This is a genomic window from Cobetia sp. SIMBA_158 (assembly GCF_046566945.1).
Taxonomy (GTDB): domain Bacteria; phylum Pseudomonadota; class Gammaproteobacteria; order Pseudomonadales; family Halomonadaceae; genus Cobetia; species Cobetia amphilecti.
Genome location: NZ_JAWJYL010000910.1, coordinates 1 through 244, shown reverse-complemented (window position 1 = coordinate 244; position 244 = coordinate 1). Strand labels below are relative to the sequence as shown.

The 244-nt window shown below is 66.4% G+C and carries 1 protein-coding gene; it reads left to right on the top strand.

Annotated elements, in window-relative coordinates:
- Positions 1-244 (top strand): hypothetical protein (locus tag R2R70_RS22455; RefSeq protein WP_410979266.1); only part of this gene is annotated, 244 nt, incomplete at both ends.

The window sequence follows — 244 nt, the reverse complement described above, 5'->3', positions numbered from 1 at the left end:
ACCGTCACCGGCAGCTTCACGGTCGCCGCCACTGCCGGGATTGCCACGGTCACCATTGCTGGCGTCGATGCGGATACGCCGGTCGACATCACCAATGCGACCGAGGCCGACCCGGTGGTCATCGAGGGGAGCGAAGGCACCCTGAGCGTGACCGGCTATGACGCCGGCACCGGTGAGGTTACCTACCGCTACGTCGAGGATGGCGAGACCGAGGATCACTCGGGCGGCGACATCACCGACAGCT